Annotated in this window: 22 protein-coding genes and 4 pseudogenes; 7 read left to right on the top strand and 19 right to left on the bottom strand. The window is 35.0% G+C overall.

What is annotated here, in order from left to right; genetic code table 11:
• Nucleotides 1-35: 35 nt before the first annotated feature.
• Complete coding sequence (locus tag ACRRVD_RS00725; RefSeq protein ID WP_432461277.1) at nt 36-1,259, bottom strand: ABC transporter permease; 1,224 nt, start codon at nt 1,257-1,259, stop codon at nt 36-38.
• Between the two features lie 203 nt (nt 1,260-1,462).
• Between ACRRVD_RS00725 and ACRRVD_RS00720 the strand changes: the two genes are divergently transcribed.
• Both ACRRVD_RS00720 and ACRRVD_RS00715 read left to right on the top strand, forming a co-directional pair.
• A complete protein-coding gene (locus ACRRVD_RS00720; protein ID WP_034576849.1) occupies nt 1,463-1,684 on the top strand; it encodes a DUF2795 domain-containing protein in 222 nt (73 codons plus the stop codon).
• Between the two features lie 267 nt (nt 1,685-1,951).
• Nucleotides 1,952-3,475 (top strand): BamA/TamA family outer membrane protein, encoded by a 1,524-nt coding sequence (locus ACRRVD_RS00715; protein WP_432461276.1) that lies wholly within the window; start codon nt 1,952-1,954, stop codon nt 3,473-3,475.
• A 20-nt stretch (nt 3,476-3,495) separates the two neighbouring features.
• Here the strand turns inward: ACRRVD_RS00715 and ACRRVD_RS00710 are convergent, their stop codons facing one another.
• The 10 genes from ACRRVD_RS00710 to greA all read right to left on the bottom strand — a co-directional run bounded on the left by ACRRVD_RS00710 (nt 3,496) and on the right by greA (nt 12,610).
• On the bottom strand, nt 3,496-3,783 hold the full coding sequence (locus ACRRVD_RS00710; protein WP_432461275.1) for a cell division protein ZapA: 288 nt from the start codon (nt 3,781-3,783) through the stop codon (nt 3,496-3,498).
• Nucleotides 3,784-3,787: 4 nt separating this feature from the next.
• Nucleotides 3,788-4,075, bottom strand: coding sequence for a hypothetical protein (locus ACRRVD_RS00705; protein WP_432461274.1), 288 nt, complete (start codon nt 4,073-4,075; stop codon nt 3,788-3,790).
• Nucleotides 4,056-6,455, bottom strand: a complete 2,400-nt coding sequence (gene pheT, locus ACRRVD_RS00700) for a phenylalanine--tRNA ligase subunit beta (RefSeq protein ID WP_432461273.1) — start codon at nt 6,453-6,455, stop codon at nt 4,056-4,058. Before pheT ends, ACRRVD_RS00705 begins: the two co-directional genes overlap by 20 nt.
• A 139-nt stretch (nt 6,456-6,594) precedes the next feature.
• Entirely contained in the window at nt 6,595-7,878 is a 1,284-nt protein-coding gene (locus ACRRVD_RS00695; protein WP_432461272.1) for a malic enzyme-like NAD(P)-binding protein, read from the bottom strand.
• A 121-nt stretch (nt 7,879-7,999) separates the two neighbouring features.
• On the bottom strand, nt 8,000-9,097 hold the full coding sequence (gene rlmN, locus ACRRVD_RS00690) for a dual-specificity RNA methyltransferase RlmN (RefSeq protein ID WP_432461271.1): 1,098 nt from the start codon (nt 9,095-9,097) through the stop codon (nt 8,000-8,002).
• A gap of 192 nt (nt 9,098-9,289) precedes the next feature.
• Nucleotides 9,290-10,153, bottom strand: coding sequence for a CPBP family intramembrane glutamic endopeptidase (locus ACRRVD_RS00685; RefSeq protein ID WP_432461270.1), 864 nt, complete (start codon nt 10,151-10,153; stop codon nt 9,290-9,292).
• A 23-nt stretch (nt 10,154-10,176) separates the two neighbouring features.
• The gene (ychF, locus tag ACRRVD_RS00680; protein ID WP_432461269.1) at nt 10,177-11,274 is read right to left on the bottom strand and encodes a redox-regulated ATPase YchF; all 1,098 of its coding nucleotides are present in this window, start codon (nt 11,272-11,274) and stop codon (nt 10,177-10,179) included.
• A 78-nt stretch (nt 11,275-11,352) separates the two neighbouring features.
• Nucleotides 11,353-11,658: a DUF3276 family protein gene (locus tag ACRRVD_RS00675; RefSeq protein ID WP_432461268.1), complete on the bottom strand. Its 306-nt coding sequence runs from the start codon at nt 11,656-11,658 to the stop codon at nt 11,353-11,355.
• A 49-nt stretch (nt 11,659-11,707) separates the two neighbouring features.
• Nucleotides 11,708-12,052 (bottom strand): 4Fe-4S binding protein, encoded by a 345-nt coding sequence (locus ACRRVD_RS00670; protein ID WP_432461267.1) that lies wholly within the window; start codon nt 12,050-12,052, stop codon nt 11,708-11,710.
• An 87-nt stretch (nt 12,053-12,139) separates the two neighbouring features.
• The gene (greA, locus tag ACRRVD_RS00665) at nt 12,140-12,610 is read right to left on the bottom strand and encodes a transcription elongation factor GreA (RefSeq protein WP_432461266.1); all 471 of its coding nucleotides are present in this window, start codon (nt 12,608-12,610) and stop codon (nt 12,140-12,142) included.
• 598 nt (nt 12,611-13,208) lie between these two features.
• On the opposite strand from greA, the pseudogene ACRRVD_RS00660 reads away from it, so the two are divergent.
• From ACRRVD_RS00660 to truB, 3 genes and pseudogenes are all read left to right on the top strand, one after another.
• Nucleotides 13,209-13,319 (top strand): annotated as a pseudogene (locus ACRRVD_RS00660) (IS6 family transposase); the annotation flags it as partial.
• 100 nt (nt 13,320-13,419) lie between these two features.
• A complete protein-coding gene (locus ACRRVD_RS00655; protein ID WP_432461265.1) occupies nt 13,420-14,196 on the top strand; it encodes a biotin--[acetyl-CoA-carboxylase] ligase in 777 nt (258 codons plus the stop codon).
• A 65-nt stretch (nt 14,197-14,261) separates the two neighbouring features.
• Nucleotides 14,262-14,942: a tRNA pseudouridine(55) synthase TruB gene (gene truB, locus ACRRVD_RS00650; protein WP_432461264.1), complete on the top strand. Its 681-nt coding sequence runs from the start codon at nt 14,262-14,264 to the stop codon at nt 14,940-14,942.
• A gap of 144 nt (nt 14,943-15,086) precedes the next feature.
• Here the strand turns inward: truB and ACRRVD_RS00645 are convergent.
• The 5 genes and pseudogenes from ACRRVD_RS00645 to ACRRVD_RS00625 form a co-directional block, all read right to left on the bottom strand.
• Nucleotides 15,087-15,264 (bottom strand): annotated as a pseudogene (locus ACRRVD_RS00645) (transposase); the annotation flags it as partial.
• Between the two features lie 105 nt (nt 15,265-15,369).
• A complete protein-coding gene (locus tag ACRRVD_RS00640; protein WP_432461263.1) occupies nt 15,370-16,497 on the bottom strand; it encodes a DNA polymerase III subunit in 1,128 nt (375 codons plus the stop codon).
• Nucleotides 16,498-16,806: 309 nt separating this feature from the next.
• Nucleotides 16,807-17,064 carry a type B 50S ribosomal protein L31 gene (locus ACRRVD_RS00635; protein ID WP_432461262.1) on the bottom strand — a complete coding sequence of 86 codons (258 nt, stop codon included), beginning with the start codon at nt 17,062-17,064 and terminating at the stop codon, nt 16,807-16,809.
• Nucleotides 17,065-17,226: 162 nt separating this feature from the next.
• Nucleotides 17,227-17,430: pseudogene (locus ACRRVD_RS00630) on the bottom strand (DDE-type integrase/transposase/recombinase); the annotation flags it as partial.
• Nucleotides 17,431-17,664: 234 nt separating this feature from the next.
• Nucleotides 17,665-18,615, bottom strand: coding sequence for an ankyrin repeat domain-containing protein (locus ACRRVD_RS00625; protein ID WP_432461260.1), 951 nt, complete (start codon nt 18,613-18,615; stop codon nt 17,665-17,667).
• A 482-nt stretch (nt 18,616-19,097) separates the two neighbouring features.
• On the opposite strand from ACRRVD_RS00625, the gene ACRRVD_RS00620 reads away from it, so the two are divergent.
• Nucleotides 19,098-19,247, top strand: coding sequence for a hypothetical protein (locus ACRRVD_RS00620; protein WP_432461259.1), 150 nt, complete (start codon nt 19,098-19,100; stop codon nt 19,245-19,247).
• Nucleotides 19,248-19,437: 190 nt separating this feature from the next.
• A pseudogene (locus tag ACRRVD_RS00615) lies at nt 19,438-19,569 on the top strand (transposase); the annotation flags it as partial.
• A 355-nt stretch (nt 19,570-19,924) separates the two neighbouring features.
• Here ACRRVD_RS00615 and ACRRVD_RS00610 read toward each other — a convergent pair.
• From ACRRVD_RS00610 to ACRRVD_RS00600, 3 genes are all read right to left on the bottom strand, one after another.
• A complete protein-coding gene (locus ACRRVD_RS00610; RefSeq protein WP_432461258.1) occupies nt 19,925-20,569 on the bottom strand; it encodes a hypothetical protein in 645 nt (214 codons plus the stop codon).
• A 420-nt stretch (nt 20,570-20,989) separates the two neighbouring features.
• Nucleotides 20,990-21,730, bottom strand: coding sequence for an adhesin (locus tag ACRRVD_RS00605; protein ID WP_432461257.1), 741 nt, complete (start codon nt 21,728-21,730; stop codon nt 20,990-20,992).
• The gene (locus ACRRVD_RS00600; protein ID WP_432461256.1) at nt 21,717-25,487 is read right to left on the bottom strand and encodes a baseplate J/gp47 family protein; all 3,771 of its coding nucleotides are present in this window, start codon (nt 25,485-25,487) and stop codon (nt 21,717-21,719) included. Before ACRRVD_RS00600 ends, ACRRVD_RS00605 begins: the two co-directional genes overlap by 14 nt.
• Nucleotides 25,488-25,621: the final 134 nt, after the last annotated feature.

Here is a 25,621-nt window from a genome sequence, read left to right as displayed (position 1 = left end):
ATGTCTATCTACTACACACAACGCGACAGAACGATTTATTGGACTGCAGCGATGCCATCTAGTGATTTTTTGGCTAATTGCATGGCTCGTTTGACTGGCCAAAGAGTAGCCAATAGACTAAATAAAGTGGTTGCCATAGCTGTGTATATAAAATCCAACACATGGATTTCTACAGGGTAAGCCACCCTATGGCTTACTTTAGTAAAAGTAATGATCCCGAACTTTTGCTGCAAAAAGCTTAATCCCCAACCAAGCATAAGGCCGTATAGGATACCCTTCAAGGCTACCAGCATTCCATTATAGAAAAAAATTTTACCTATTGCTCCTGGCGTAGCGCCTAATGAAACAAGTATTGCAATCTCTTTTTGCTTTTGCAATATGGACATGCATAGCATAAAAAAAATATGGAGTGAAGCTAAGAGCAATACCAAAGCAAAAATAAAGCAAACGGAAAGCCGTTCAATGAAAATAGCCCTACGTCGTGTTGCATTTTGCTCAGTTTGATTGCTTACTTTATAGCCATTTGGTAGTAGTTTTTCTATGTTTATTTGCGTATTTTGAACCTCAGCTGTAGCGTGTATCACCACCTCCCAATGCGTACGTTTGTTTAAGCCATTCGTCAATTCTTCCACGAAGCGAATAGGCGCAATGATATATTTGCAATCTATTGGAGGCGCTATAGAGAAAAGACCATCTATCTCTAAGGTGGTACGTTTATACGGCTTATGGAGATGGTGGCCATCCTGCTTTGGATAAAAAACCTCTAGCTTATTGTTATGAGGAGTCCATTGTAAAAATTGGGCAATGCCTATACCTGCCGCAGCTTTAGCCCTACCATCTCCTAAGAAAGCAACCCCATCCATACGTTTGCAATTTTTATAAAAACCACTTGTTGAAAAATTATTCGATACGCCTTTAATGGTTACAATAGCTTGGTGATCGAGCAAACGCGTCAGTGCAGTTGCTTCTAATACTTCTACTATATCGGTTACACCAGCAACATACATAATTTTTTTTTTAAACTCTTTATCACATAAAAATGTTTTTCCTGTTTGGCATTCTATTTTTAATGCAGGTGTATAGGTATAAAATAAAGCAGATAATAGCTTTTGCATGCCGTTCATGGTAGCCAATATGAGTAATAAAATAGCCGTACCCAATACCATGCTGTAACAAGCAAGTCTCGATAACCTATACATTAGTCTTATTTTGCCCTGTTTTTTAACATAACGTTTGGCAATAAAAAAAGAAATTTGCATCTAAAATCAATAATTTATATTATATAATTCAATGTTTTAACGTTAAAATTAACATGATAAAAATTAAATAATAAATAGCAATAGCAACCATAGAGAAAGTTCCTTGTATAAATTTAGAAATTACTCTATTTTTGGCTGCTTAAGGGTTGGTTTAAAACTTACTAAGACTCCTTAAATTTAATTTATTTTTTACTTTTTATATTATGTATTGGACACTTGAACTCGTATCGCATTTAGAAGACGCCCCTTGGCCAGCCACTAAGGATGAATTAATAGACTATGCCAAACGGTCAGGCGCCCCTTTTGAAGTTATTAGAAATCTAGAGGAATTGGATGACGATGATTATCCATATACCTCTATTGAAGAAATATGGCCTGACTATCCAACGGGTGATGATTTTATTTTTAATGAAGATGAATATTAATCAATGGTAAGTAAAAATCGAAAAATAACTTAAAAATCTAAGTTGTGTATTTATTTGGCTGATTTACAGTAATGTAAATAGATTTTTACTGGTTTTTTATTACAAAAACCAATTATTTTATACCCTTTTTCTTACCGCTTTTACATGATTGTGGTAATCGTTTCTAGGTAATAAGGTGGTATGTTGTCTCATAACGCCTTATCCTAGATTTGATTCATATAGACCACTGTACATACAGGATAATAATATTTTAAATAGCTTGTACCGATGGGTAAAAAATGTAGAGGTGCTGCACAATATATAAGTTTAACCGCTGGGTTGGTACTTTTTTTTTGTATACTACATAAGGTACAGGCCAGCCATTCTACCGCTGTTTCTTATACCCTTAGAACCATAACCATCGCATCTACAGGTGCTATAGGCCCAATAACTGCTAAGACATATCCTTGCTTACGTTTGGTTAGGTGGTTGACTCCTACCACTGATGCTTCATTAATTTATAGAGTGATTAACCTGGAAGCAGGAGCAATTTTTGATCGAAAAATACTATTATCTATCGAAAAACGGTTAATGGAACTGCCTTACTTTTCGACTGTATCTATTATCCGTAAAGTGGTTGATTCAAATGGCAACAGCCATTTATCAGACCTAATGATACAAACCAAGGATCGATTTCCTATAACCTTTGACTTAAACCTAGATGAGGGACCGTTGCTGACCATAACGCATCATAATGCATGGGGGCATGGACATGGCTTAACCCAAGAATTTTTTCTAAAAAAAAGATGGGGATACGGATGCACATATGAACTACCTAAGCTGCATGGAAATTATTTTTTTGGAGGTCAATGGTACAATCAGATAGACGATACCTATAGATTTGATTACAAGAATCTATGGATCGGCAAGTTATGGGCTATATCAGCAAAGACATCTTGTTTGCCTTACTATTGGATCACTGGGCTAAGTGGCTATATAAAACAATTTAGGCCATCTGTTTTGGATACGCTCCGTAATCCTTACCATAATTATAGACTTATTTTGGGTAAGGTAGGTTGGGTAGCGGATGGGTACACGACTATAAGAGATGTGTACAAACTGAATGGGTTGGAAAAGCTACCCAACGGTGGATCTATAGAAGTGCTATATGGCTACCAAAATGGCGCATACAATAACAGACAGTATATAGGCATCAATGGCATTAAAAATATTGCCCATCCTACTTTTAAATATTTGCATTTAAGCTTTGAATCAGGAGCTTTTATACATAAAAAAACAGTAGAAGAAGCCATACTTAAACTTAGATTCGTCTACTCAGGTCCATCCATACGAACCTGTAATGGGATGCGCCAATGTATAGCCATAAACTATATAATAGGTTACCGTATGCCTCAGGAACGTGTGCTAGCCATCTGCCCCGGTGACCCTGAATCATTGGCACCAGTTTACCAAGATAACCGTTTGCAACAACCTATTTATGGACGGCTTAATGTGCAGTTACACAGCACCTTGCATAAGCCAATTGTCATACAGCCCATTCGTTTTGTTTGTCTTGGCTTTACCCATTTTATCGGGCTATACAATCAAAGCAATCAGCTATTGAACCAGATTTGGGTAGACAACTATGGCGTAGGAGTACAATTAGAACATGTACGTATGTCATGGCCGGCAGTAGCATGTACAATAGGATACAGCCCTTTATTAGGAAAGGTAGTACCATCGGTTCAGCTTTCTATTGGTCACTTTAAGAATAAAACAACGCCCAAACCCACATTGATTGCCTATAGCTAATCGCTATAGAATCCATCTATCTACTCTAATGTTTTTTCAATAGAATCGTTCCAACGTTCTATTTTTTGTATCAGCTGATTGGTTGTTGTACCAGCGGCTTCTTGCATTTTTAAATAGCCTACTAGGCAATCAAATGCTACCATAGCTAGCAGGTCTTGCTGATCCTGAATGCAAAGTTTTTTTTGATATCCTCTAATCCGTTCTGCTAAGATGCTACCCGCCCTTCTTACAAAGCTTTCATCTTCTGGTTGTACCTTCATAGGATAGATTCGGTCACTGATTTTAATTTTTATAGAAAGTGATTCCATGCTGTTACACTTGTTCAAAATAGGCCAAACAGAGATCTATCTCTTTAATATACTGATTAATCTGATGGACTAAATGATGGTCCAATCGAAGGGAGTCATAGTTTGCTGTAGGTGTACTAAGGTTTCTTTTTGACGCTTCTAGTAAAGACTTTAATGCTTGATTTTCTTCTGTTAAATGTACAATTTGTTTTTGGTAGTTTGCATGCACTTCTAATAGCTTTGCAACTGTTTTTTCAAATCGTGCTATGATGAGGTGATCCTCTTTAGATGAATTATCTTCTAATAATGACATGCAGTTCACTTTCAAAAGCTTGCATCAGTTGATACATAATTTGATCAATACTTTTGTCATCTAGTGTCTTTTCAGTATCCTGCAGGGTAAAAGTAATGGCATAAGCGCTTTTATTTTCTGGTAAATTTGGGCCTTCGTAGACATCAAAAAGATGGATGGATTGAATATTTTTATGCCCCTGCCTTGAAATTAAATCTTTTATGTCTTGAAAACAAATTCCCTTATCTACTATCAACGATAGATCTCTTTTAACAGCAGGAAATTTAGAAATAGGTTGATAAATTTTATGTAGTCTACTGATTTTTAACAATTGATTCCAACAAATATCTGCAAAGAAAACAGGTTGTTCCAACGAAAGATAATTTGTAATAGATGCGTGAATCTGGCCAAAAGTTGCCACTAATTTACCGTTCTCTACGACTTCAACGCCCTGTGTATAGAATGGGTGGGTAACTGCTTTGTACGATAAATCCATAATACCCAACTTTTGGAGAAGTTGCTCTATAGTAGCCCGAACGTTTTGTAAAGTTATAGGAATTATCTGGCTTATCTGGTTAAGCAGCTCTATTTCCCCAGTCAACCAAAGGGCTAGCCTTTTTTCTTCATTATATGATGTGCCATCTTGGTGATAGATGGTACCTAATTCAAATAGTTTCAAGTCGTGGTGACGGCGTGCAAGATTGTAAGCTATCACTTCTAGTCCACTAAAGAGCAAACTAGACCGTAATGTATTGGTAGATGCACTTAGTGGATTAAGAATAGAGATTGTTTTTTTTGTAGCTCCTATATTTGTATAAACTTCTTTGGTTAAAGAATTGGTGCATATTTCATAATAGCCATTGGATACCAACGTTTTACTAATTTCTTCTGCCACTTTATGGGTCTTATCTATTGTACTTTCAGGAGCGAAATAAGCAGCAGTTAAATGGTTAGGAATTCGGTCATAGCCATATATTCGTGCAATTTCTTCAATCAGATCAGCTTTTCTGGTTACATCTACTCTGTAAGGTGGTACCTTTGCAGTAAATCCCTGCTCGGTTTCTGCTTCAATAGCTATTTCTAAGTCTGTTATAATTTGTTTAATGGTAGTTGGCTCAATTGCTTTACCCAAACATCGCGTAATCTCTGTATACACAATAGGAATATTAAAATGTGCTAATGGCGTTGGATAATATTCTATTAGGTCACATGCTTCTGCAGAGGGGATCAGTTCTTGTAACAATAGCACTGCTCTTTTTAGTGCATAAAGGGGAAGATTGGGGTCTGTCCCACGTTCAAATCGAAAAGAAGCATCTGTTTTAATATGATGGTGTTGCGCTGCGCAACGTATAGCGGTTGGATGAAAATAAGCGCTTTCTATAAAAACATGTTGGGTGGTTTCTGTAATACGTGTCTTGTATCCGCCCATAATCCCAGCCATTGCTATAGGACCCGCTTCATCGCAAATCATTGGTTCATGACCAGCCAGTGTTCTGGCTATTCCATCCAATCCTGTAAATAAAGTACCTGGAGCGCATAGCTGCACCATCAGCGATTGGCCGATAATGCTTTCATAATCAAAAGCATGTAAGGGTTGTCCCAATTCATGCAATACAAAGTTGGTTACATCTACTACATTATTAATAGGTTTTACACCAATGCGCAATAATCTAGTCCGAAGCCATTGGGGAGAGGGTTGAATAGCGTTATTTTTAAGCAAAATTCCTGTATAACGTGCACATAGTGCAGGATCTATATGATCTATTTTTAATGGCCGATCAGATCGAACAGTATGAAAAGCCTGTATGGAAGGAAGTGTAGTAGGAAGGTGTAAAATAGCTTTTAGCTCTCTGGCTATACCTAGGTGTGAGCAAGCATCTGCTCTATTGGGTGTAATTTCGATTTCTAAAATTTCATCTACTAGATCTTTAAAGTAATCTTTAGCCGGCGTTCCGGCAGGTAACATAGTGGATAATACTATAATGCCAGCATGTGCTGGTCCGATGCCAATCTCATCTTCTGCACAAAGCATTCCTTCAGACCAGATCCCTCTAATTTTAACTTTTTTAATTTGAAAAGGGGTTTGGTCTACATAATTGTAAATGGTACTACCGACCGGTGCAACCACTACCTTCTGACCAGCTTCTACACTAGGGTCACCACAAACAATAGTGCACGGCCTATCTGATCCAATATCCACCAAGGTTTGCTGTAATCTATCTGCATTAGGATGGCGTAGGCATGATCGCACTTCACCTATTATAAGCCCCTCTAAACCACCCTTAATGGTGGGGTGTATCTGAACTACTTCTAACCCCCTTTGGGTTAAAAGAGGAGCCAATTCTAAAGCGTTTAATGAAAAATTTATATAAGCCTTCAGCCAATTTAGGGATATCTTCATAATTCGTAATCAATCTATTCATCATTATGTAGCCATTATTCCACGCTTCTGTATAACCATTTGGTTTGCTAGATAGGTTTACGCTATTTTTAGATAGGCGCCTTTTGCAAAAGGCAGCAACTCTATCAATAACTTGCCTTTAGTTTTGATGATTGACTCGTTTTAATAATTGCACTGCATAAGCATCCCAATCATTAATAGGATTTCTAGCTATGCCAGAATCCATAGCAGCGCGTGCAACAGCTATAGAAACGGTAGAGAGTAAACGGGTGTCCATCGGTTTGGGGAGTATGTATTCTTTACCAAAATGGATGGTTTCACCATAGTATTTACGAATGCCAACGGGTACTTCTTCTTGTGCCAGTTTTTGAATAGCTTGTACAGCAGCTTGTTGCATGGCTCCATTAATAGCAGAAGCACCTACATCTAAGGCACCTCTAAAAATGTAAGGAAAAGCAATTAAGTTATTTACTTGGTTCGGGAAATCGCTACGTCCTGTCGCAAAGATAATATCTGGTCTAGTAGCCACAGCATCTCGGTAAGAAATTTCTGGTACAGGATTGGCTAATCCAAAAATAATAGGATCCTTAGCCATTCGCTCTATACTTTGGCTCATTAATATGTTCCCAGAAGAAAGTCCTATAAAAACATCTGCTCCAATTGTTGCATCATGTAAGGTATGCACGGGGCGGTCTGTAGCAAAGGGTGCTTTAATAGGATTAAGTGTATCACTATCCTGACGAATCACTCCTTTTCTATCACACATAATAATCTGCCTCGGATTGGCGCCTAGGGAAATCAAAAGTTTTGCCGTTGCAATGGCTCCTGCACCAGCTCCACTAAAAACGATTTGTACCTCTGTAATAGCTTTGTTTGCAATTAATAAGGCATTTAATAAAGCAGCCGCTACCACAATAGCGGTAGCATGTTGGTCATCATGCATAATCGGTATATCCAATTGATCTATTAAAGATGCTTCAATTTGGAAGCACTCAGGTGCTTTAATATCTTCTAGGTTAATCGCACCAAAAGTAGGTGCCAATGCTTTAATAACCTGTATTACTTCTTCAGGAGCAGTTGCATCAATTTCCACATCAAACGCATCCACGCCAGCAAACCTCTTTAAGATCATTGCCTTTGCTTCCATAATCGGTTTAGCAGCTAAAGGTCCCATAGCTCCATAACCTAATACAGCTGTACCATTGGATAGCACACCTACCAAGTTGCCTTTATTGGTATATTGATAAATACGGTCACTACAGGCAGCAATTTCTTCGCAAATTATACCCACACCAGGTGTATAAGCTGTAATGATATCACGGGGTGTATGAAGCGGTTTGGTGACACAGGTACCTATTTTACCAGCAGGAAATTGCGCATGATAGGCTAAAATTTGTTTTTTAGTAACAGCTGTTTTATTCATAATATTCGATATTTAAGTAAAAAATCTTGGACATTTTAATGTAAATATTTGCTTGCTAATCAGTAGCAGAAACATCAAGTTACCATTTTTAAATTATTTATACTAAAAGTTACTACATGAATTAATGGCTTGGTTTGTAGTGTAGTTGTTTGCTCCGTAATTGTCCACAAGCAGCGTCAATATCTGTACCATGTTCTCCACGCACGATTGCATAAATGCCTTGTGCACGCAGTGTAGAAATAAAATGATAAATGGTTTTGGGCACACTGCGTTTGTAATGGACTAATTCATTTACCGGGTTATAGGGAATAAGATTTACATGAATCAAGTGGCGTTGCTTGCGTGCTAATATTAAATTGGATAACTCAAAAGCACATGATTCTGAGTCATTTATATCTTTTAGTAGAATATATTCAAAAGTTACGCGTCTATTTGTTTTTTCCAAATAGTAATCTATCGCTTCCATAAGTTTTTCTATGGGAATGGCTTTGTTGAGCCGCATAATCTGTGTACGTAGTATATTGTTGGCTCCATGCAAGGAAAGGGCAAGATTGACCTGTAGGCATTCATCTGCAAAAGCTTTGATTTTGCGATCTAGTCCACTGGTAGAGACCGTAATATGTCGTGCACCAATAGCGAGGCCTTTCCCATGGTTGACAATATGTATGAAGCGCAAAAGATGATCATAATTATCGAATGGTTCTCCAATACCCATCACCACAATATGGCTAATTCTTTTTTGCCCAGGCGCTGTATCCAACTTTTTTTGCATATGGAGCAATTGCTCTACTATTTCGCCTGCTGTTAAATCTCTTTTCTTGGGTAGGAGGCCACTGGCACAAAATGTACAACCAATATTACAACCCACTTGTGTGGTAACACAAATGGATAGCCCATAGCTATGTTCCATTAAAACTGTTTCAATTAAATGGCCATCATGCAGTTTCAGTAAACATTTAATCGTTCCATCTTTAGCATATTGAATCTTATCTTCTACTATGGAAGTCAATGAGAAATGTTTATCTAGTAGCGATCGAGTGGTTACGCTTAAGTCACTCATTGCACTAAAGCTACTGACCCGTTTTTGGTAGATCCATTTCCAAATTTGGCCACCACGGAAAGGTTTTTCACCCTGTTCTGTCAACCAAAGCATCAATTCTTTTTCAGTTAAATTATAGATGGATGGTTTGGGCAAACAGCTGCTTAGAGGTGCTAACATAAAATTGGTTAAAATAAAGTATTAAAATTATATAGCATACTAGTATACTCTTATAATGAGAAAATAAGCATTAGAAAAATTTTTAATGGTTTGGAAATATATTATTCAATTATATCATACATGCATATGATGACCACTAGACTTAAACGGCCAAAGCCATCATTAGGCTTTGCTTCTTTAGAAGAAACAATCTTATTTAACCATTGCCATGGGATAGGTAAATAGTAAAAAGTGCAGTAGATTTACAGCAAAATGGACGGTCATCGCACATACTACTTTACCTGTTTTGTAATAGGCATATCCATACAAAAAACCAGCTATAGTCGCGAGTCCCATATAGATAACGCCTCCCTTGAAATGTACTATGCCGAATAGGAATGAAGTGAGTATAACGGCCCATAGTCCATTGTGCACTCCATAACGCGTTAACCCATTTTGGAGTGCCCTTTGTAAACAACCACGAAAAAGTACTTCTTCTGTCATACAAACTAAAAAAAAGTTATGCATGATCCATATCCACAATATATTGGTCAGGAAGGGGTCGAATAATATAAGGCCACTTAGATAACCGGGTATAAAAATAAATGGAATAGAGCATATATACGGCACAACGGTATGCTTTATGAGCTGTTCACAGCTTAGGTGATTACTTTTCTCTAAAGTAGATAGGTCACTCATACAATAAACCATTAGCATAACCATGGGCTGATCAAAGTTTAGATCCATTGAAAAAGGCGTAGATAATGTGGATAGCTTTATTCTATGGATGGCCGATATATTAAAAAAACCTGGAATACAATGAAATGCAATAGCTAATATAAATATATATAATATAGTACGTAATAAAATTTTTGTCCATTTGCTTAGTGGGAAATGTAAATATATGTAGCTAATAGAGATAAATAGCGCTAAAAAAAAGATACCGATGCTATTGATTACACCTTGGTACCACGCTACTAAATTTGTAGCGATTATCCATAAGTAGGTAAGTCTGCTTTTCTTACAAAATAAAGCTACCACTATGGTACAGATTAGAAGAAGGTAGGTAGCATTCATTTGATATATGCCATTTAGCCTACCTACACATTAAAACGAAAAAGCATTACATCACCATCCTGGACTATATAATCTTTACCTTCTATGCGTAGCTTTCCCGCTTCACGACAACCATGTACACTTTTATAGCTTTGATAATCTTCAAAAGCAATAACCTCTGCTTTAATAAATCCACGTTGAAAGTCTGTATGAATCAGGCCTGCTGCTTGAGCTGCTTTCGTACCATTTTGAATGGTCCATGCTCGTACTTCTTGTGGACCTACTGTAAAATAGGTGATAAGCTGAAGCAACGAGTAGGTCGATTGAATTAGGGTATCTAATGCAGCTGCTTTAAGGTTGTATGTTTGTAAGACAAAATCTTTTTCCTCACCACTTAATGCATTAAGTTGTATTTCTAATGCAGTTGAGCCCACAATCATCTTACTATTTTCTTCGCTAATAACCTCTTGTAGAGCAGATAAGTGAGGGTTCTTGTTCCCAAGTATGGTCGCCTCGTCTACATTGGCAAAGTAAATAACAGGTTTTGAAGTAAGTAATTGCCAATCATCAATCAATCGGTGATCTGCTGCTGTTACGAGAATGTCTCGTGCATTACGCCCTTGTTTAAGTGCTGTTAAAAATAGGTTCAATAGCTTATAGCCATCTTGTGAAGCCTTTGCTGCATGCTTAGCAAATTGCTCCATTTTATTTAACCTTTTGGTTAAGCTATCGATATCCTTGCAGCGTAATTCATGATCTATAATTTGCTTGTCAAAAACGGGATCTACACCACCAGCTACATGTAATACATCTTTATCCTCAAAACACCTGATCACATGTACAATTGCATCTACTTCACGAATATGACTAAGGAATTTATTACCCAAACCTTCTCCTTGATGGGCATCCTTGACCAATCCAGCTATGTCTACAAATTCTATAACAGCAGGTATACTATTTTTAGAGCTTGCTAATGTAGCGAGCAGCTCCATACGTGGATCTTGCACCATTACCATACCTAGATTAGGCTCTATGGTACAAAAAGGAAAATTCGCAGAAGCTGCATTCCCATTTGATAAACCATTAAATAACATAGATTTGCCTACATTCGGCAACCCAACAAGTCCACATTTTAAAGCCATAGGTCAATGTATAAAATCAAAAACTTTAATATGACGGCTACAAGCACTCTGAATGTGTATTAATTTGATCTAAGTAGCTTATTTGTTTGGGTTTTGCTCTGTATTCCGATCAAATTGATCGAATGCATAGTCCGCCATTAGCGTAGTTTTAAGGTGATCAACTACTTCATTAAGTGCACGAATAAATTTATTTATATCTTCTTTATATAAAAAAATTTTATGCCTTTCGTAAGCCATTCCATCCACTTCTGTTCTTTTCTTACTTTCTGTGATGGTAAGATAATAGTCTTTGCTTCTGGTTGACTTTATATCAAAAAAATAAACTCTTTTTCCTGCATTTACTCTTTTGGAATAAACCTCATCTAATCCTCTCTGTAATTCCACTGTATAGTTAATTTGTATATATTATATATCCTGGCTCTGGTGAAACTTTTTAACATCCATGTAGAAATTTCTTTTTTTCTAGCAATCTTTCTTTCGTTTCTGGGTGATCTAGATCTAATATACAACAGTCTACTGGGCAAACTGCTGCACATTGTGGTGTTTCATGAAAACCAACACACTCTGTACATTTGTCTGTAACAATATAAAATGTGTCATCTGTATAGGGTGTTTGTGGCGTAGTTGCATCCAATAATGCTTTTCCTGCTTCCACTGTTTTCAACTGCGTACCTTCAGCCCATTGCCAATCCGCTCCACCTTCATATATTGCGGTGTTAGGGCACTCAACTGCACATGCACCACAATTAATACATGCTTCTGTTATCCGTAAAGCCATATTTCTAAAACTATTTTTATATACTTGCTAAATTAATAGAAATAAAAGATTGCAGCAAATTCTTGTGTAAGGTTTGGGTGAATAATTTTAAAGATCTAAGCCGATTTTTAAAATTTCTAATTCAATGATACCAGAGGGAGTATCGATTTGAGCAGTCTCAGATACCTTTTTACCTAGTAATCCTTTTCCCATAGGGGATTCAACAGAAATCTTACCCTGCTTTAGGTCAGCTTCTCCCTGAGATACAAGCATAAAAACAGATTCTGTACCTGTTTTTTTATTCCTAACGCGTGTTTTAGAGAGAATAGTAACCCGAGATAAGTCAATTTCGTCTGCTTGTAGTACTCTGGCATTGGCCACCAAAGTTTCTAAAGCAGCAATCTTTGCTTCTAACAATCCTTGTGCATCTCTAGCAGCATCATATTCCGCATTTTCACTTAGATCTCCTTTTTTATGAGCTTCTGCCAAGTCATTGGCTACTTGAATGCGCCCTTCGCTTTTTAACCAAATTAGCTCTTTCTTCATGCGCTCTAATCCTTGTTCTGTGTAATAGGTCATAGAGGTTCTATGTTTTATGGTTCTACTTATTTTTTACAATGCAAATTGTTCGATTGCTTTAAAAAATCACTATTTCTAGTATGTTTAATAAATGCATGCTAGTACTGCTTATTTATCAAAGAACTGTGGATAAAAATAGGAGTAGGAATGCAATGCATAACATATTAAATTTATACCCAGCAAGGATGGGTATGACTACAACACCCCAATGCATACCTATGGAGAGTAAGGCAAGGAGTACTGCTAAAAAATTTCCAATTGCTTTGATATTACCTTTCATATTGATTCGTACTTACAAAAATTATGCAGTCAGGTTTTACTAAGCTTTTTATTGTTCTGTATATAAACATTAGTACAAGAAATAACAGTATTTTTGCCTACTTGGTAGCAATTAGTAATATTATCAAATTAACTTGGTTGGCAAACTATATAATATGGCTGTTTGCCGTTGGCATCGCTAAAGCCCTAATATAAAAAATAAAAGAATAAAATTAATGATTGCGTTGCATCTATGATTGATTTTGTATAGCTTTTAGTTGTGCTGGATTTGTTTTAAAAAACGCTTAAATTATGCTTTTTGTTTAACCCTTTAGTGGGAATGTTTGCTATTAGCCCTAGGTTAATGCCCTATTTTAAAGGTTATCGTTCTTCAGCAGAGGTAATTTTGCTATTTGTCTACATGAAATTCCGTTCTAAAATTAACTGTAGGTGCGACATAGCCTTATCATAAAATCGTTGCAATTTTCTATTGCAGTTGTCTCAAATTTTCACTTTTAGAATAAAAAGTAGTGGATATAAATTATATGCCCATGCATGACCTATTTGACCCATTGAATGATGCTATTCAGACTGATTCCCCATTTGATAGGGCTTCATTTTATTACAAAAGTTGTGCTTCTACCAACGACCTGGCGCAAACCTATCTACTACATGCAGCAGAAGGAACCGTTTTTATTGCAGATCATCAATATAAAGGCAGAGGGCAACGTGGTAGTAAATGGATTTCAGAATCAGGTAAAAATATTCTTTTTTCTTTTATTTTATATCCGGAATGGCTAACAATAGACGGGGTATTTGCCTTGAATGTTATTACTAGTTTAGCAATGTATGATGCACTAGTAGACCACTTGGCAAAGGGGATGGCTATAAAATGGCCCAATGATCTCTATTACTTAGATAAAAAGTTAGGTGGTATATTAATTGAAACCCATATAGGAGAGGGCTATAAAATAAAAGCAGCAGTGATTGGTATTGGATTAAACGTTAACCAACTGTATTTTGACTCTGCTAATTGCACTTCCTTGGCCATACATACAAAAAAGCCCTTTGATAGAGCTTTATTGTTGGCCCATATTATGGATGCCTTGGGTAGTTATTATGCTCAGCTACAAAACGGCATGGATCATTTACTTTGGGAAAAGTATGTCAACAGACTCTACCGTAAAACAGGATTTTATCCCTTTGCAACCGCAAATAGATGGTTAGAAGGGCGTATACTATCTGTGAATAGGGCAGGGGAGTTGGTTGTAGCCGAACGGAATGGTACACAATATTGTTATAAATCTAAAGAAATAGTTTTTATTTAGCTTGCAGCAGTGCCATCTTCTAAGCCTAGTCTGTAATATATACATATTCATTCATATTCATTCATATGCATAAACTACAAAATGACCTTTCTGAGGCTATTTTTATGGTTCATAAACCTTTGGGGTGGACTTCCTTTGATGTCGTAAAGAAACTTCGTTGTACATTACAAATAAAAAAAATAGGTCATGCGGGTACCTTAGATCCCCTAGCTACAGGATTACTTTTGTTATGTAGTGGCAGGCAAACTAAAAAAATCAGCACCCTTCAAGGGCTAGATAAGGTTTATACGGGCCAAATGCTGCTGGGTAAGACTACAGCATCTATGGATTTAGAAACACCTTTTAATAGCCATTCTAGTTGTGAGCACATCACTGAAGAGATGGTAAGTGCTGCTGCGGCTACTTTTGTTGGGTCTATAACACAAATACCTCCTATCTATTCAGCCATTAAAATAGGTGGAAAAAGAGCCTATAAAATGGCTAGAAAAGGAGAAACAGTGGCCTTGCTCCCACGTTCTATTACCATCCATGCTTTCTTGTTGACAGCCTTTAATCTACCATTTGTCGATTTCAAATTAGTTTGTAGCAAAGGGACCTATGTACGAAGCCTTATCCATGATTTGGGACAAAAATTAGGCGTTGGAGCTTACCTCCATGCGTTATGCCGAACCCAAATAGGCAACTATTGCTTAGAGCAAGCCTATAGCCTAGAAGAATTATTACAACCCCACTCTCTTTCTGTTTAGCGCATAGGACGGTTCTGTCGCATCTGTAGTTAATTTTGTATAGTTTTCCCGGTTCTGTCGCGTTTGTTTTAAGGAGTCAGTTGCTTTAGTATTTTTAGTTAAAAATTGACTAAAATCTTTACTAACGTCAATTCTAGATTAGAGTTATTGTAAACCAGTTGTATATATATTGGATATAGCAGGTTTTTTATTTTAGTCCATAAGCTGTAATTCCAGCTATTAAATTGACAAAGAAATTAGGTATACTTATATGTCTGGAATGTTCTATCTGTCTAATGTTTTTAAGCTGATCGATAATGGTTTCAATGATGGATCTCTTTTTTTGATAACTTCGCTAAACTTATGGCCGTATAATAATCAAAATTAAAGACAAGGGGGAAAACTATACAAAATTAACTACACATGCGACAGAACCCAGAGCCAATAGCTAAACGGAGGAAAAAATATCTATGATTTGAATGGACATATGAAGATAAATCATTTTTGCATTGCCATTTCGTTCTACATAATAATAAGCCTGTATCAATTGTGTTATAATATTTTTTAATTGGTTTATAGTTACATTAAGACCGAATTTCTTGATAAACGTTGCTTCAGCAGGTAAACCTATTTGAAAAAGTGGATCATTGAATTTGCCCAATAAGGTAGCTCTACTAATCTGTAGTGCGTAAGTAAAAAAATTCTTTTGCGCTTCAATAGATAGTTTACAAAATACTTCAGATTGCGCAACTAATTTAATCAAATTACCACTATAGCAACAACGTATCCACTGACTAAAATAATCAAAGTTTTCCCCAACACTTTGCTCGATCAATTGAAAAGCTTTAGACAGATTCCCTTGAGCTAGAAATGCTATTTCTTTACATCGATGGCTATCTAAATCGCTATAGATATTTCGCAACATTTGCCCAATGGCTTCTTCGGAAAAAGGAGGAATAACATGATGTTGAACACGTGATCTAATGGTTGGTAATATTTTTTCACTATTGGAACCAACCAATAAAAAAACAGTAGATGGAGGTGGCTCTTCTAAGGTTTTTAATAGTGCATTAGCTGCTGTATGATGGAGATATTCTGGTAGCCATATACAGACAACCTTATATGGCCCCATAAAAGGTTTTAAGCTAAGTTGTTGGATAATTTTACTAACTTCTTTTTTACTAATTTGACATTGCTTACGATCGAAGTACATAGCAGTAATCCACTCTTCTAAGCTCAAAAAAGGATTTTTTTTAAGCAAATCACGGAATGCCTCTAGATAATTTCTATCTGATTTCGAATCAAAAATTGCACTACTAGTTTTTTTAGGAAAAACTAGCAGCAAATCTGGATGGGTCAATTTTTCCATGCTGGCACACGAAAAACAACTGCCACAAGCATCTGTTTTCTTAGGGAAGATGCAATTTAAATAAGTAGCAAAGGCTAATGCTAAAGCAAGATTTGCAGAACCAGTAGGACCTATAAAAAGCTGCGCATGTGCTACCTTATCCGTAGAAGCGACTCTTATTAAACCATTTTTAAAAGCATAGTGATCAGGTATCTTGGCAAATTGCATATCAAATAATAGATTTAAATCTTTGTTACTTGAAGACCTAGCCTATTCCCCTTTTTTAGCAACAGCATATATCTACAACAAGCTGATGCATATAAGAAATATACTAGATTGCTTTTTTTGATTGGAAATCATACAAAAAAATAATAGCTGATGCAAAAAATTGATTTAACAGATATAGTTAAAACTGGAAACATCAAAAAAAATTTGAGATAACGACTAATAAGGTCTTTTAATTTCCACCATTGACTAAGTTTAATACCAAATTATATTTATTGACTAGAACAAAAAATAGACTTTATATTAGCCCATTTAAGTAGTAGCATTTTTCTTTTTGTACTTTTGATTGAAACGCTCAATCCTACCTGCTGTATCTACAAAAATTTTCTTACCTGTATAAAAAGGATGGGAAACATAACTAACTTCTACTTTAAACAAAGGATATGTTTTTTTATCTTCCCACTCAATAGTTTCCGATGTATGTATAGTAGAACGTGTCATAAACTTAGTACCACTAGAAGTATCTAAAAAGACAACTGGTCTATATTCCGGATGAATGTATTTTTTCATAAGTATATTAAAATAGTATAATTAATTGGATAAAACGATGTCCCAAATCTAATAAAATTTATTCATTATCTATACGTTTATTTGGTTAAAATAGTATTTCAGGTTCTGTCAAATCTGTAGTTAATTTTGTATAGTTCTCCCCCTTGTCTTTAATTTTGATTATTATACGGCCATAAGTTTAGCGAAGTTCTCGAAAGTAGATACCTGTTTTTTAGCTCCGATTAATTGTCCTTTTTGAATGATTGTAATATTTTCTATTCCTGTAATGGTAATGTTAGCCGAATGGAAACTCTTAAATACCAACATGGGTTTTATCCGTTTTTTGATAAACCTATGATTTTGTTCAACCCTATTATTCAAGTATTTGTAAGGTAGACAAGAAGGTAGACAAGAAGGAATCCGAATAGGGGAAGAAAAGGGTAAGCTAAAAATAGCTAAATCTATATATTATATAAATTTAACACAGTACCTGTGCATTCAGAGCCTGTAAGTCATTTTTTACTGATTTTTATATTAAATATTGACTACTCTAAATGGATAGAGCTAACACTGAACTTACATAAAATGATTTACAGGCTACAGAACAGCCAAATAAATTTCTTATTTTTTTGTCTTAATTTTTAGGTCCGATATATTCTGTTTTTTTTGTTTATCTATAGCAGATATCAGATCTTTAATTATAACTTTCTCGCATTTTGATTCACGTGCAAATTCGACAAGATTGGTATTTTTACCGATTTTTACATCAATGTTAACTCTTCCGTCGTTAAGTAATAAAGTAAGAATATCTCGATTACATCGAGATATTGCTTTATGAATAGGGTATTCGCTATACTTATTTATTTTATTAACGTCAATATCTGGATGTGCTAATAACATTTTAAATGCTTTTAAATTATCTAGTTCTATTGAAAGGGTAAGAGGAGGACCCGCAGGAGAATTTATTTCATTGACTTTACTTCCTGAATTTTTCAATAAAGATTCAAGGTCTTCATTATTTCTTTGATGTATTGCTAGATCAATAGGATAATAAGTAGGAACCGTTATATTTGATGGTTCGTATGCGCTGTATGCTAATGTTGAACCTGTAGAATCATTACTATTCCAACCGGTTTGGTTGAATGTACCTAGGGTTGATGATTCATAGTGGTAAGGAGATATAGTTGTAAAATTAGTATTATTAAACCCAGCTATATTCGATCCTTCTGATGACATGTTTGAAAAAGAATAAGCTGCTACTCCAGCAGAACCAATAATCGTAGCTGCTCCTGCTGCTGCTAAATAAATAATTTTTTTAGGGTTCGTATTATACGCTCTTCTCATATTTCCTGCGGTCGGTCTTGTGGTAATTTTTTTGAGCAGTCCTTTCTCTTCTTTATTTTGATTCATTGCTTGTTTGGTATTGGTACAAGAAAAAGTGGTAATTTTTTTGAGCAGTCCTTTCTCTTCTTTATTTTGATTCATTGCTTGTCTTGTATTGGTACAAGAAAAAAAGGTATTGACGCTTAATAGACCAATACATAAAAGTGATTTACTTTTTATTTTTTTCATATAAATTATATTTAAAGTTTATAATCAATTATTTTATATAATATATTCTATTTATTTTTAAACCTTTTTATTTCTATCTATCTTACTTATAATAATATACCTAGTTAAATCATCTTATATATTGAAAGGTTGTGTAGATGCTTTTTATACATAATTATCTGATTTCTTATTTTAAGAAACTAAATTGTGTATTATACTTAAATCTCTTGTATCTGTGTTTGTTTTGTCTATCATAGGGCGATTAGTCTAGCGAACAGCTCAAAAGCTATTACCTTAACTTCCAACTTTCTTAGTCCCTGATCTATGAGAGGAACAAATTTTATAACCTAGTAAAGTATAGTGATCAATCTTTTCGCCCCTGTTATGGATCATCTCTTGCAAGAAGACCTATAAATTAAAAAAAAGGACATTTCTTATATAGACAAATAACAAAATGACCCGACGATGAAAAAAAACATTTAAAATAGCGCAATAATGGCCAGATGATAGTAAATATCGGCACTAAAGTTTTAAACGAAAAATACAATATAGCCAAGGCTATACTTAAAGATGGCTTGCAATTAGAAGAGGTAATGTTATTTAGCGCAATATATAAGTCTGACATTCAGTCTGTTATATGGATTTTTATATAAGCCTCATACATACTCACTTAGTTAAGTTAAAAAAATATTTACAAAATTGAAAAGAAATACTATAATAGGGTACAAATTATATTGTTTATCAGATTAAATATTAATTTTTAAAACTTTTTGTGTTTTTTTTAAAAGTTAGCAGAATCTGAATTACCGAAGGCTCTGTCCATTTAAGTGTGTAAATTATTTTAAGGCCAATGATAGATGGCCAGTAGAAAATTTATGTAAAAATTTAATGGGAAAAGTATTTTCCGATAAGGGGTACCTCAGTAAAGAATTATTTGCAAAGCTCATGGAAAAAGGCATAGAATTGATTACACAAACTCTAATCCATAATTGATGTTATAAAATAATTTTATTATATGTTTTATGTAAATAATATTATTAACAACTTAATAAAGTTGTTATATAATTAATATTATGTTAAATAGAAAAAATATAAACATGCGGAATTCCAAATAAGTAAAGCCTATACTATAAAAGGAATAGAAAATATTAGAATCATTCAAAAAGGACAATTAATCGGAGCTAAAAAACAAGCATCAGAGATCTATCTAGTTATCAAACAATGGTCATAGAAAAACTCCATATGTTGCCCATGGTGGGGCATGCCAAAACTTTGTCAATCAGCCAACTACTTAAAAATAAGCCATTATATCTAGAATAGAAGGCTTCTTTTAGCCAGCTATATGGATAAAAGTATAAACCTTTTTCCCTTCTTTAACATACTTATTGTGCCGTATTACCGCATGCTTAGTGGTTAAAATTTCATAATCTTGAATTTCATTGTTTTGTTTTTTATTTTTTAAGGCTTCTTGTAGTGATTTGCTTATATATAATTTACCTTCTATTCCTTTAGAAATAATCAATATGATTTCTTTGGTGCCCCCTTTTATAGGATCTACAGTCCACCATTCATCCAAAAATTCTTTTGGTATACCACCTTCTTCATCATCATGATTAACCCTATACTTCATACCATATTTTATCGTTTTAGGAAATTTTTCCGATGTCACACGGCCATAAAAGTTAGGGGTTAATACCCAGTTAAACGCTTTTTCATCGTCAACTTTATTGTCGACTTCATCGATATGAACCATATTATTACTACACTTAAAACCAGCATCATCGGGATGAATGGATTGTTGGCCATGTGCAATATGAAAGCGCAACTTTCCTAAATCTAATTTGGTAACCAGACACTTATCTTCAGGCAAATCTTCCTCTGGCTCATTTAACTCAGACCATCTAGGATGATAAACTTCCATTTCTTGTTTTTCAGCAGAACAAGAGGATCCCTCCAAGAAGGACACTGGAATCATAACAACTAAAGCCTTGAGAAGGAATAATAACAAGCTTATAAAGCAACACATAAAAAATTGGAATAAAAAAAAGTAAAAAAAAGTAACCCGAATATCTTCGGCAATTTAAAAAAAATAAGTCGAATACAAGAATAGAAAAATGATTGGAAAACACCCCTTAGGTGTGTGATTCGTATAGGTTGTTACAGTAAAGATGTAAAGTTAACTGTTTAGTCCCAGTAAGAAATGGTTTGGATTAGTATTAAAATATTCTGTATTTTTTCCCATTATTTGTTGAACCATATAATATACTACAATTATACGGAACTAAACAGCTAAAATATCGCAATAATCTCGGCCTAATAGTAAAGATTTTAGTCAATTTTTAACTAAAAATACTAAATTAACTTACTCCTTAAAACAAACGCAACATAACCAATGTTATTGGTGGAAAGCTTCGCATTCTTCTTCCTCCCACCACAAATTGGTCACATAATACTTAATCATACTATCTTCTCCATAGTCACGTTGGGTTTTTATTTGCAAAGTATAGTTAAAAGTATCTCCAGCCCAGCGAAACTTAATTTTATTTCTAAAACTTCCATAATAGGCCTTTACGGTACTAACCTTATTGCTGGAATCTCCAAATGTGCTGAGTGCTATAGCATGACTCATCGCATATAAACCACGTCCTTTTTTACCAATTTTAGCAATGACTTCAAATGCATGGCATGCATTTAATGGAGGTGTAATATTATACCAACTGCCATCTCCAGGGACTTCACCAGAAGCATATGCTCCCCTACGCCCATGCATACTGACGTTACCATTTACAGTTAATTTTTCTGATGGATTAGTGGTGCCTATGCCAACATGACCATTAGACTGGACAAGGAATCTACTCTCTCCTTCTTTATCAACAAGATTAAACCCAAAAGCTGGCGTATTTTTAGGATATTGTTCAATACTCCAGGTAGGTTTAAAATCATTTAAGTTATTAAAAAAGGTTATCAACTTAGCGGAACTACCTTTAGGAGATAAACTTAAGCCATAATCTTGAGAAAAAATTTTATCATCTTGTTTATGGAACATAGAATCTATCAAATCTTCAAAATCACGTTGGGTAGGAATAGATCCCTTTTCAAAGCTTTTCTTTAGTTCTTCTCTACTAGTGATGGCCATGATCGGTTTTAATATATTTTTTAGTGATTAAACAGTATTCTTCTAAGCTTGGTATAGGACTATATTGATTTATACATGGGAATGGTTCTTCTTCTTTAGGCACTTGCCATGGACCTACTATAAAATCTTCAGCAATAGCCATATCACCTATGCTACCGTGACGCAATTTCATAGCAGTATCAAATGTATCCACAACAGCTATTTTATGCTTTTTTGAAGAAACCATGACAGACCATGGATGGCTGGCAAATAAATGACTATCATAGGTTGTTATCTTATCTAACGCTAAGTCTGGAGGTTTACCAGCATACTTTAATATAGAAAAATTTCCTATGCCTTCTACATAATAACGGTTATTAATGAAGTCTATAATTTTAGAAGTAGGTATACTGCCTCCCAACTGGACATCTTCCGATGGGTTCAATAACCATGGAGAAAAAAAGTTATATAAATCTTGGTGTAGTAAGTTTAAAAACAATCCTTTTTCATAATCAGGTTTAAACTTAACTGTAACATTAACCTTTACATCCTCATAAGTGGGGTTTACTACTTCGCACTTTATAAATGGAGTACTTACACTTTGAATATATGTTTTAATTTCAGCTAATAGCTGCCTACTTATCATAGGCATACCCACATTAAGATCTGTTTTAGCCATCACTACAATGGTTATATGACCAGGATTTACCATATTATTCCTGCTTTTTGAGGTATGGTTGATACACTTTACTCTGAAAATTTCTGGAAATTTTTCAAGGATAATTCGTTCATAATCCCAGACCGATATGGCTCTATTTTTATGCCTTAACCGCTCACTAACCCGTCTATATAAAGCTTCATGATTTTCAAACTGTCTTCCTCCAAAGCTTTGACAAGGTTGTAGGATCAATTCAATACCCTCTATAGGGTTTTGGAGCTGTTGAATCGCTTTTTCGGGTAACACTGGAGCAGAGAAAACTCCATTTTTATCCATAAACCTTGATACAGCAACGGCTTGTATATAAACGCCTATTATAGTGGGTAGGATGCCGATATCATTGATAAATTGTGCTTTAAACCAAGTTAATCCTGGCTTCATGCAGGTATTATTTTTATTGAGATCACTAGGCAATTTAGATAAATCAAAGATCATAATGCCAGACTTGGATAACCCATTGGTGCCGTCTACAACAATCGCTTCCTCAAACGGTTCCCAAATATTATCATATAAGTAGAACCATTTGGGTTTGGGGGTTTCTTGATCTGAACTATTTTCACGAATGACTATATGCATGGATAAATTTGTACCATTGAGATCTTCTATGCCAAAAGCTATAAATTGCTCTGGTATCAATGGCAATAATATAACTGGTGCCACTAACCTGCTGGGAAATAGTTTTAAATAGCCAAAAGAAGCAATACGAAAAAAACTGTTTAGATACTTTTCTTCCTCTTCTCCAGGAGGAGAAGTCAATACAATAGACTCCTCTGCTTCATAATCTACGGTAATGGTCTTGATACGGGGTGTATAAGGTTCATTCAAAATAATGGCATCTTCTTCCTGCTTTTTCTGAACGTTTTTAACGAGTACACTACTCATCAAATTAGGATAAATGGCATGGCCAAAAGCTTGCTCAGGTGTACATAATTGTAATTTTAAAAAGCCAGCCGCTGTTTTAGGACCATAAACGGAAACATCTAACGGCGTATTTGTTTTAGTAATCCGTAATGCAGCTACATCAATTTCACTAATGGTTCTAAGATCATCTAATCGCTCACTACCTTTATTGGTTTTAACAATTTGAAAAAGAGATACACGCTGCCTATTTTGAACATAAGATGGATTCCAATGCTGATGGTTTAGGTAGGCTATACTTACTTTAAAGTCATCGTTGTTCACCTTAATAGGATAAGCATCATAATAACTCTTAAACCCTCCTTCTATAGTAGGAAGACTATCCCATTTGATATGTATTTTCAAATCAGTCAAATTTTTAGAAAAAATTTCGCCACTTCCTATATAAAAACTACTGTCTAGTTTGGCTAACGGGCCAAAAGGTTCAAAATTTTGACTATTATCAATAATACCTAATTGATTCTGAAGAACTAATCCACGATATCCCTGTACACTAACTTTTAGATCTATTCTTTCCAGTACCAATCCACTTAAAAGATGCAAACCAGTAAGTGATGCCCCATCACGTATGCCAATAGATAAAGTAGGGGTACCAGGATTAACTATACTCCCTTCATATCCGGTAGGCAACGCTTCAACTGGTGGTACTTCTGTATTTAGAGATAGTGTCATATCTAGGCAACAGGTATCATGGATAAACTGTATCGCTACAAATTCTTTTGGTATATCCAACCATCCATTTTTAGTAGTAATTTGTACCCTTAACATGCTGTGAAAGATATCTGACAATTGTTTTAAAAATTCTTCATTATTAATTTCTTTATTTGGATTTCGCGTGATTAATAGCTGAAAAGACTCAAAGTTAAACTTCCATTTTACATAAATGGTACGACTGCCTTCAGCAAGGTACAATAAAGGAGAACCAACCAATAAAGCCAAGTGTTGGTTGGTTTGCTTTCTGGCTACTTTATTATCTTTTAACGTAGGGAATAATTGAAAAGGAAGGGTTTGCAATAGTTCGTTATTATAAGTAGCAGCAGATAATTCAATAGTTTGATATCCTTCTTTATCAATTTTTTTAGTAGTAAATAGCGTATTAATCTCAGAAATTTTGGCTTTATTTACGGTTAGATTCCTTTTTGTTTCAAACAAAATATCTTCACCATTAACTGGATTTTTTGCAACCAACAGGCTTCCTTCTGGTACAAAAGCAAAAGAATGGTTGGGACTAAGCACAAAATGTACATAAGCTTGGTCCGGAATGGAAGGATTATTATTAAATTTTAATACATGCCTATAGTAGTGGTCTAAGGTCCTTTGTGGGATGTAATTAAGGTGCGCATCTGCATAGGCTAGCAGCTGTAAAAAAGCTATCAAAAGTGCCATATGCGGCTCTTTGTTTTTAGAAAAAAGAGTGTCAAAATAATCGCTAGCAGATAGCGCCTTTAAAGTATAAATAGTATTAAAAACTGCGTCAAAAAAATCATCAAAAATATCAATAACTTGATCATCATTAAGCTGCCTACCCTTTAGCTCATCATAAAGCAAATCGGATTTTAATTGCCATAAAGAAGTATCATGGCACTTCTGATAAAGAAAAGTAGAAAAGTTTATAAAAGATTGAATAGAACTGGTTTTATGATACTGCTGGAGCAACCCATATATTTTAGTGATATGGGTATTGATTTCTTCATCTATAATGGTAGCTAGTTTGACTCGAACCACATCCTCATTGGATAGGTTTTTATGCCAATAATCCAATAATATAATCAGCTCTTGCGCCACGGACAATATGGTCTCCATAGACTTGCCATCTAAAATGCCTCTATGCGTGCGCCGTAGTGTTAAAAAATCTTCATGAATACGTTTTTTTAATGTATCAATATTGGTATGTAAAATTAGAGAACGTACAACCGTATCATCCTGCTCTAGAAATCTTCGCCAGATATTTTGATCTATTCGCTGATTGTTGTTGTCGTAGTAGGCTAATAAATCTGTATACAGATAAAGAAAGCGAAGGTGATCACTAAGCTGTCTATCACTAATCAATAGATCGCTTTCTACTAATTGAGGAAGTAATCGTTCAGCATGGCAGGTGCCTCTTCTGGCAAATAAAATATTAAGCTTTTTTTGAATATTCATATATTTAAACTATGATCTTTTTCCAAAAATTAAGATATTGGGTTAAAAGTAAGGGAAATATGGAGACAATCGACTTGCTTTCACATTAATCTAATCTAAAAAGCACTTATAAAAAAGTAATTAAGCTGAAAATT

The organism is Candidatus Cardinium hertigii, assembly GCF_050864915.1.
In the GTDB taxonomy this organism is placed as follows: Bacteria; Bacteroidota; Bacteroidia; order Cytophagales; family Amoebophilaceae; genus Cardinium; species Cardinium hertigii_D.
This window is presented reverse-complemented; position numbering and strand designations above follow the sequence as displayed.